Annotated in this window: 7 protein-coding genes; 4 read left to right on the top strand and 3 right to left on the bottom strand. The window is 70.3% G+C overall.

Going from position 1 to position 7,815, the window contains the following annotated elements:
* The first annotated feature begins 44 nt into the window (after positions 1–44).
* Positions 45–1,556, top strand: coding sequence for a polysaccharide lyase family 1 protein (locus E1289_RS15470; RefSeq protein ID WP_131980619.1), 1,512 nt, complete (start codon positions 45–47; stop codon positions 1,554–1,556).
* Between the two features lie 171 nt (positions 1,557–1,727).
* Here the strand turns inward: E1289_RS15470 and E1289_RS15475 are convergent, their stop codons facing one another.
* Entirely contained in the window at positions 1,728–2,039 is a 312-nt protein-coding gene (locus E1289_RS15475) for a HEAT repeat domain-containing protein (RefSeq protein ID WP_207928983.1), read from the bottom strand.
* Positions 2,040–2,206: 167 nt separating this feature from the next.
* Here E1289_RS15475 and E1289_RS15480 point away from each other — a divergent pair, with 167 nt between their 5' ends.
* Both E1289_RS15480 and fmdA read left to right on the top strand, forming a co-directional pair.
* Positions 2,207–2,485, top strand: a complete 279-nt coding sequence (locus tag E1289_RS15480) for a zinc ribbon domain-containing protein (RefSeq protein WP_131980621.1) — start codon at positions 2,207–2,209, stop codon at positions 2,483–2,485.
* A 69-nt stretch (positions 2,486–2,554) separates the two neighbouring features.
* A complete protein-coding gene (gene fmdA, locus E1289_RS15485; RefSeq protein ID WP_131980623.1) occupies positions 2,555–3,802 on the top strand; it encodes a formamidase in 1,248 nt (415 codons plus the stop codon).
* 40 nt (positions 3,803–3,842) lie between these two features.
* Here the strand turns inward: fmdA and E1289_RS15490 are convergent, their stop codons facing one another.
* Both E1289_RS15490 and E1289_RS15495 read right to left on the bottom strand, forming a co-directional pair.
* Complete coding sequence (locus E1289_RS15490; RefSeq protein ID WP_131980631.1) at positions 3,843–5,867, bottom strand: CocE/NonD family hydrolase; 2,025 nt, start codon at positions 5,865–5,867, stop codon at positions 3,843–3,845.
* 39 nt (positions 5,868–5,906) lie between these two features.
* The gene (locus E1289_RS15495) at positions 5,907–7,181 is read right to left on the bottom strand and encodes an ATP-grasp domain-containing protein (protein WP_131980625.1); all 1,275 of its coding nucleotides are present in this window, start codon (positions 7,179–7,181) and stop codon (positions 5,907–5,909) included.
* A gap of 200 nt (positions 7,182–7,381) precedes the next feature.
* Between E1289_RS15495 and E1289_RS15500 the strand changes: the two genes are divergently transcribed.
* A partial coding sequence (locus E1289_RS15500; protein WP_207928984.1) for a cellulose binding domain-containing protein occupies positions 7,382–7,815 on the top strand: 434 nt, incomplete at its 3' end.

A 7,815-nucleotide genomic window follows, 5' to 3' on the forward strand; every position in this document is an offset into this window, starting at 1 on the left:
GCCACCGGTCTGATGATCACCAGAGATCGAAAGGAGAGGCGAGGATGAGAAGAGCAGTCGCACTGCGACTATCCGCGGCGTCGGCGACGCTGGCCCTTGCGGCCACGGCCGGTGTCGTCCTGTCGATGCCCCAGGTCGCGGCGGCGGCCGGTACCGCCACCGGCTACGCGACCCAGAACGGCGGGACCACCGGCGGCGCGGGCGGGCAGACGGTCCGGGCCACCACCGGCACCGCGATCCACGCGGCCCTGTGCGGCCGGGCCAGCAGCAGCACCCCGATCACCATCGAGGTGGAGGGGACCGTCAACCACGGCAACACGAGCAAGGTGTCCGGCGGCAGCTGCAACACCGCCGACGGCGTGATCGAGCTCAAGCAGATCAGCAACGTGACGATCATCGGGGTCGGGAGCGGAGCCGTCTTCGACCAGGTCGGCATCCACATCCGCGAGGCCAGCAACATCATCATCCAGAACGTGACCGTCCGGAACGTCAAGAAGTCCGGCTCGCCCACGTCGAACGGCGGTGACGCCATCGGCATGGAGAGCGACGTCCGCAACGTCTGGGTCGATCACACCACCCTGGAGGCGTCCGGCGGGGAGGACGAGGGGTTCGACGGCCTCTTCGACATGAAGAACAACACCCGGTACGTGACCCTGTCCTATAGCGTCCTGCGGAACTCCGGCCGCGGCGGACTGGTCGGCAGCAGCGAGAGCGACCTGTCGAACGGCTTCATCACGTACCACCACAACCTGTACGAGAACATCGACTCCCGGACGCCGCTGCTGCGCGGCGGCACCGCCCACATCTACAACAGCCACTTCAGGAACATCAGCAAGTCCGGCATCAACTCCAGGGCCGGGGCGCAGGCCAGGGTCGACAACAACTACTTCGAGGACTCCAAGGACGTCCTCGGCACCTTCTACACCGACCAGGCCGGGTACTGGCAGGTCAACGGCAACATCTTCGACAACGTGACCTGGTCGAGCCCGGGCGACGACAACCAGCCCGCCGGCCCGAACCCGCGGTCCAACACCAGCGTGAGCATCCCCTACTCCTACAGCCTGGACAGGGCGGACTGCGTGCCGGACGTCGTGAGCCGGACGGCGGGCGCCGGCAAGGGCCTGCGCGTGTCGGACGGCAACTGCACGCCGCAGACGCCCACGCAGACACCGACGCCGACCGTGCCGGGCGGCACCAACCTCAGCATCGGGGCGGGCTCAGACGGCTCCAGCAAGGCCGCCGGGACGAGCTACGGCAACGTCCGCGACGGTGACATGGGCACCTACTGGTCGCCGGCCGGCTCCACCGGCTCCATCTCGATCAAGTGGGGCTCCCCCACCACCGTCTCCTCGATCAACATCCGGGAGGCGGCGGGCTCGGCGGGCGCCATCGGGTCGTGGCGCGTCCTCGACCACGATGCCGGCACGGTGCTGGCCTCCGGCAGCGGGGCGGGCGCGATCGCCGTCCCGCGCACCACCCTGCGCAAGATCACCTTCGAGATCACCGGCTCGTCCGGCACCCCCCGGGTCGCCGAGTTCGAGACCTACGCCGGCTGATCACGCGGGCTGATCACACCGGCTGATCACACCGGCTGGTCACGCAACCCGCCCTCGGAATCCGCTCCCGCAACCCGCTCGCCCGGCCGCTCCGGCCCGCCCCGGACCGGCCGGGCGAGCGGCCGTGCACCAGCCCGCCGAATACCGGCCCGCCCGGCCGGGTACCTCGTGTCAGGCGATCCAGCCGTCGTCGCGCGCCCGCTCCAGCACCTGCTCCGCCGCGCGGCTGTCGAGCATCTCCAGGCCGCGGACCGCCCAGAAGCGCAGTGACTCGTCCGGGCTCTCCAACTGGTCGCGGAACACGCCCAGCGCCTCCGGGGCGCGGGCCTCGGCGATGAGTTCCAGCAGCCGGCAGCGCAGGTCGTCGTCCGCCTCCGCCGCGAACTCCCCGATCAGCTCGCCCGCGTACGCGTCGGCGTGCTCGCGCAGGAAGTCGAACGCGCCTTCCCGTGCCTGGGGGTCCGTCTTCCGCATGTGTTGCATGGCCTGATCGAAACGCCGCCGCGACATGTGCCCAACTCTACGACCGGACACCGACACACCGGCTGGACATGGCGCGCAAAAGCCCGCATTGCGGGCCTGACCTGGCCCTTTCGTTTACCGGTGCCTCCCGGCGGAATAGTCCGCCACAGACGCATTGGAGGCTGCCCATGGCCATCTACCAGTACCGCTGCGAGAAGTGCGGGGCGTTCGACGTCTCGCGCCCGATCGGTACCGCCGCCGCCGCGGAGATCTGCGCGGGCTGCGGCGGCGCGGCGGCCCGCGTGTTCACCTCGCCGCACCTCGCCCGCATGTCCCGCCCGCTCGCGAGGGCGCTCCAGGCCCAGGAGGCGAGCGCCGACGAGCCGCGGGTGGTCAGGCGGGCGCCTTCCCGCGAGTCCGCGGCACCGCCCGCCGATCCGCGGCACGCGCTGCTGCCACGCCCTTGAGCCTGCCCCGCCCTTTCAGCCCGCCGAAGGGCCGTCCACACGGCCCGATGACTCTCTTCGGAGGAAGATATGCCCGAAGTCGTGTTCCGCGTCGACCAGTCGAAGTCGATGCGCGACCAGGATGTCCCCGGCCATAACCGGTGGCATCCCGACATACCGGCGGCGGTCACCGTCCGTCCGGGGTCGGAGGTCCGCATCGAGTCCCGGGAGTGGATGGACGGGCAGGTCGTCAACGACGACTCGGCCAACGACATCCGGGATCTCGACCTCAACGTCAACCACATGCTGAGCGGCCCGATCGCGGTGGAGGGCGCCGAGCCCGGCGACCTGATCGTCGTCGACATCCTCGACATCGGCCCCGTCCCGCAGGAGACCGGTGCGGTCGCCGGCCAGGGCTGGGGCTACACCGGGATCTTCGCCCGGGGCAACGGCGGCGGGTTCCTCACCGACTGGTATCCCGACCCGTGCAAGGCGATCTGGGACTTCCACGGTCAAATGGCCACGTCCCGCCACATCCCCGGTGTCCGCTTCACCGGCATCACGCACCCCGGCCTGTTCGGCAGCGCGCCGTCCGCCGACATGCTGGCCCGCTGGAACCGCCGCGAGCAGGCCCTCATCGACACCGACCCGGACAAGGTGCCGCCGCTCGCCCTGCCGCCCGAGCCGACGGAGGTGCTCGCGGGCACCCTCACCGGCTCCGACCTGGAGCGGGTCGGCCGCGAGGGCGCCCGGACCGTCCCGCCCCGGGAGAACGGCGGCAACCAGGACATCAAGAACTTCAGCCGGGGCTCGCGGGTTTTCATGCCCGTCTACGTGCCCGGCGGGCTGCTGTCCACCGGCGACCTGCACTTCAGCCAGGGCGACGGCGAGATCACGTTCTGCGGCGCGATCGAGATGGGCGGGTTCCTCGACGTGCACCTCGACCTGATCAAGGGCGGGATGGAGAAGTACGGGGTGACCACCAACCCCATCTTCATGCCGGGCAACGTCGAGCCCCGCTACGACGAGTTCATCTCGTTCATCGGCATCTCCGTCGACCACCAGACCGACACCAACCATCACCTCGACGCCACGCTGGCCTACCGGAACGCGGTGCTGAACGGCATCGAGTACCTGAAGAAGTTCGGGTACACGGGCGAGCAGGCGTACCTGCTGCTGGGCACGGCACCGATCGAGGGGCGGCTCAGCGGCGTCGTCGACATCCCCAACGCCTGCTGCTCCCTCTACCTGCCCACGGCCATCTTCGACTTCGACGTCCGGCCCACGGCCGACGGGCCCGTCCGCGCCGACCGCGGCCAGTGCGCCACGGCTGACTGACGGCGCGTCCGCCTGAGCCGCCGACCGTCCGGCCGGCGGCTCACAGGTGGTCGCGCGGGATGACGACCGACCAGTTCCGGGAGTGGACCCGGTTACCGCGCTCGTAGGCGTCCAGTTGCGCGTGGAGGTGGAAGTCGGTCTCGGTGGAGGTCAGCTTGGTACGGGTCTCCGTGTTGACCTCCCAGTCGTCCCGGACGAAGCCCATGCGCCACTGGACGTCGCCGTACACGGAGGTGAAGTCGTCGCCCGTCCAGCCGTAGGTCTCGGTCACCCGGCGCGCGATCCGCATGTCGATGTCGTCGATGCGGACGACGCCCAGGTCCTTGACCACGTGGAGCGCCGACTTGTACGTCACCAGGTCGCGGGACACCGTCCAGCCCTCCTCGCCCGACTTGAGGAGGGTCGTCGGGACGGGCGGCGTCCCCTCCGGCTCGCCGAACGGGCTGACGTGCGGTTCGTCGGGCGCCTTGATCGGGCGCACCGGCAGTTCGAGGTAGCAGGGCCCGGTGTAGAGCGCCAGGCGGACCGGTCGTGGCGGTGGCCATGCCAGCGGCCAGTACGACGTCGAGACCGACAGGCGGATCCGGTGTCCGGGCGGGAAGGCGTGCGCCATACCGTTCAGCGTGATCCGGACCTCGTACCGCTGTCCGGGCTCAAGGCGCCGGGGCATTTCGTGGTCCGTGCGGTGTGTGAGGTTGAGCAGCCCGTAGGTGACGCGGGTGGCGCGGCCGTCCGGGGCCACGTCCGACAGCCGGACGGCGACCATCGCGTCCGGTCCGGTCACCGCCAGCACCAGCCGCACCACCGGGGAGCCGAGGACCTCGCACCGCCGGTCGAGGATGTCGCTGTCGAAGACGAGTGACCCGCCGTCCTCCTCGCGCTGGTCGTAGGGGAGGTCGGGGGGCGCGTTGTAGGAGCACCACTTGCCGGCGAACTGCCCCACCGACAGCGGGGACTCCACGGTCAGCTCCTCGCGCGGCACCTGCTCGCCCTCCGCGGCGATGCGGGTGCGCTCCAGCGGATACCTGCGGATGGGGATGCGGGGCGACGGCCAGGACCGCTCACCCACCCAGCGTCCCGGACGCTTCTGGTACGCGGTGGACGGCGGCACGGTCTCCTGCATGTAGATGCGCAGGCGCGGCTCGTCCATCACGCCGTTGTCGGCGCCCTTGAGCCAGTGGTCCCACCAGCGCACGAGTTCCTGGAGGAAGCCGATCGCCGGGCCGGGTTCGCCGAGGTGGGGGTACTTGTGCGACCAGGGGCCGATGAGCCCCATGGTGGGCGCCCTGAGGTTGGCGAGGACGCGGAACACGGCGTTGGAGTATCCGTCGGCCCAGCCGCTCACCGCGAGCACGGGGCACTGGACGTCGGCGTAGTTCTCGGAGATCGATCCGTGCTGCCAGAACCCGTCGCGGCGCTGGTGCCGGAGCCAGTTCGCGAGCCACAGCCCGCTGTGCTCCAGGCGTTCGTGCCACATGTCGCGCCACCGTTCGCCGACGACCGCGGGGTCCGGCGGGCACGAGGTGTAGGCGAACATCGTGGACGCCCACGAGAGGTTGTCGCTCAGCAGGCAGCCGCCCATGTAGTGGACGTCGTCGGCGTACCGGTCGTCGCTGAAGCACAGCGCGGCGATCGCGCCGAGACCGGGCGGGCGGCGGGCGGCGACCTGCAGCGCGTTGAACCCGCCCCAGGAGATGCCCATCATCCCCGCGCGGCCGTTCGACCAGGGCTGGGCGGCGAGCCAGGCGAGGATCTCCTCGGCGTCGCGCAGTTCGCGTTCCAGGTACTCGTCGGTGAGGACGCCTTCGGAGTCACCCGTGCCGCGAATGTCGACCCGCACGCACGCATAGCCGTGACCGGCCATGTACGGGTGGTGGATGGAGTCCCGCACCGCCGTTAAATCCCGCTTGCGGTAAGGGATGAATTCCAGAATGGCCGGGACCGGTTCGTCGTCGGAGCCGACCGGCCGCCAGATGCGCGCGGCGAGCCGTACGCCGTCCGAGACGGGAATCCATACGTTCTCGTCCTCCCGCACCGCGTAGGGCAGTGACGTCACCGTGCGCATCATGTCCCTCCCCTGTGACCCGTTCCCGGCCGGCCCGGCCTACTCGTCGATCTCGATCGGCAGCCGCGCCAGGCACCGCTCGTAGCGGGCCGTCAGTTCCGACTCGTCCGCGGCGCCCATGAAGATCTGGCCGATCTCGTAGCTGTAGCTGTCCTGCAGCGGCAGCTCGGACAGCCGGTCGCCGGGCCGCACGGAGATGTTCACCATCGTGCCGGGCAGTTCCCGCTCGACCGCCGCGATCTCCCCGGCCGTGGGCACGCGCCGGACGACGCCGTCGGTGAACCGCTTGACGAACCATTTCGCGGCCACGCCGTACTCGCCGCCGCCCGGCCGCCGCAGTTCCGGGTCGAGCCCCAGCGCGAGCCGCACCATGTACTGGTGGTTGGGCACGCCGTCCACGTGCCAGAACAGCGGGGCGTGGGACTGGGAGTGGCGGGGGTTCACCTCCAGCAGGCTGATCGCGTCCTTCTCCCGGTCCCAGAAGAACTCCACGTTGAACGTCGTGGAGTCGAGCCCGACGCGGTCGATCACGCGGGTGGTGACGCCGACCATGCGGTCGATGACGTCGCCGGGCAGGCAGGACGGGTACCGGTAGCGCTGGAACGTCGGCCGGTCCGGGTAGCCGATGGAGTCGACGACGCCGTAGACGTGCACCTCCCCTTCGGCCCGCCATCCCTCGACCGTGACCTGGGCGCCTTCGATCGACTCCTCGGCGAGGCACGCCATGCCGCCGACCCGGGCGATCTCCGGCGGGAGGTCGAGGCGGGCCAGCACGGATTCGAACGGCCTGCCGAGGTGGCCGATCCCCGCGCGGATCGCGGCGACCGCCCGGTCGAACTCCTTGTCGTCCACCACCAGGTACGCCAGGACCGCCGCCGCCGACTTCACCGGCTTGAGCCACATCGGGTAGCGCAGGCCGGGCGGCGGCCGGGCGCGGTCCGTCCGGATGTCCACGAGCCCGAACGCGGGCAGCTCGTCGATCACCTCGCGCTGCTCGATGCGGCTCCAGTACTTGTGCTCGCACTTCACGACGGATTCCAGGCTCGACGAGCGCAGGCCGTACCGGGCGCACAGGACCGGGACCATCGTGGTGACGGGGAAGTCCCAGAACCCGATGATCGCGTCGATCGGCCCGTCGAAGGCGTCGAGCTGCTCCTGCGCCCGTGCCACCGCCCGGTCGAAGTCGATCACGCCCAGCCGCAGCTCCCGGCGCGACATCACGCCGTGGAAGCGGTACTCCGACGGGTGCGGAAGCTCGTGGAGCATCCGGAGATTCAGCTCGTCCAGCCCCAGCACGAACACGTTGCGCGGCATGCGTGGTCCCCCTACGCGGTGCGTATCCGCGTACGGCGCGTCCAAACGGCCGGGGGTTGCGGAGCGGGGAAAACGCGGTTACCGTTCGGGAGACTTATAGGAAACTTTCCTATCGGTTCAAGGTCGAACCGCCCACCCGCCACCATCGCGGCACCGCTCGGGGGATCCCGCTCACCCACCCTCCTACCCCGGGAGCGATCTTGCGAAGAGCCCTTCTTCCCGGCTTCCTGCTCACCGCGCTCTGCTCACTCGTCCTCGCCCTGCTCGTCCCCGTCCCGGCGCACGCCGCCGCGGTGACGGCGACGTTCGCCAAGTCCGCCGACTGGGGTTCGGGCTACGAGGCCAGGTACACGGTCAAGAACGAGACCGGCTCGGCGATCTCGTCGTGGACGGTGGAGTTCGACCTCCCGTCCGGCTCCAGCGTCGGCACCTACTGGGACGCGCTGCTCACGCAGTCCGCCGGGCACGCCGCGTTCGCCAACCGCTCCTACAACGGGAACGTCGCGCCCGGCGCATCGGTCTCGTTCGGCTTCATCGTCAACGGCCCGGGGACGCCCCTCAACTGCACGATCAACGGCGCCTCCTGCGCCGGCGGCGGCACCCCCGGAGGCCGGTGCGCTGCGCCTCGGCATCT

The sequence above is a fragment of the Actinomadura sp. 6K520 genome (assembly GCF_004349245.1).
In the GTDB taxonomy this organism is placed as follows: Bacteria; Actinomycetota; Actinomycetes; order Streptosporangiales; family Streptosporangiaceae; genus Spirillospora.

Excerpts from the sequence above, each read along its gene's own strand:
- E1289_RS15495 (WP_131980625.1), bottom strand. The coding sequence starts at position 7,181 with ATGCCGCGCAACGTGTTCGTGCTGGGGCTGGACGAGCTGAATCTCCGG.
- E1289_RS15490 (WP_131980631.1), bottom strand. The coding sequence starts at position 5,867 with ATGCGCACGGTGACGTCACTGCCCTACGCGGTGCGGGAGGACGAGAAC.
- fmdA (WP_131980623.1), top strand. The coding sequence starts at position 2,555 with ATGCCCGAAGTCGTGTTCCGCGTCGACCAGTCGAAGTCGATGCGCGAC.
- E1289_RS15480 (WP_131980621.1), top strand. The coding sequence starts at position 2,207 with ATGGCCATCTACCAGTACCGCTGCGAGAAGTGCGGGGCGTTCGACGTC.
- E1289_RS15475 (WP_207928983.1), bottom strand. The coding sequence starts at position 2,039 with ATGCAACACATGCGGAAGACGGACCCCCAGGCACGGGAAGGCGCGTTC.
- E1289_RS15470 (WP_131980619.1), top strand. The coding sequence starts at position 45 with ATGAGAAGAGCAGTCGCACTGCGACTATCCGCGGCGTCGGCGACGCTG.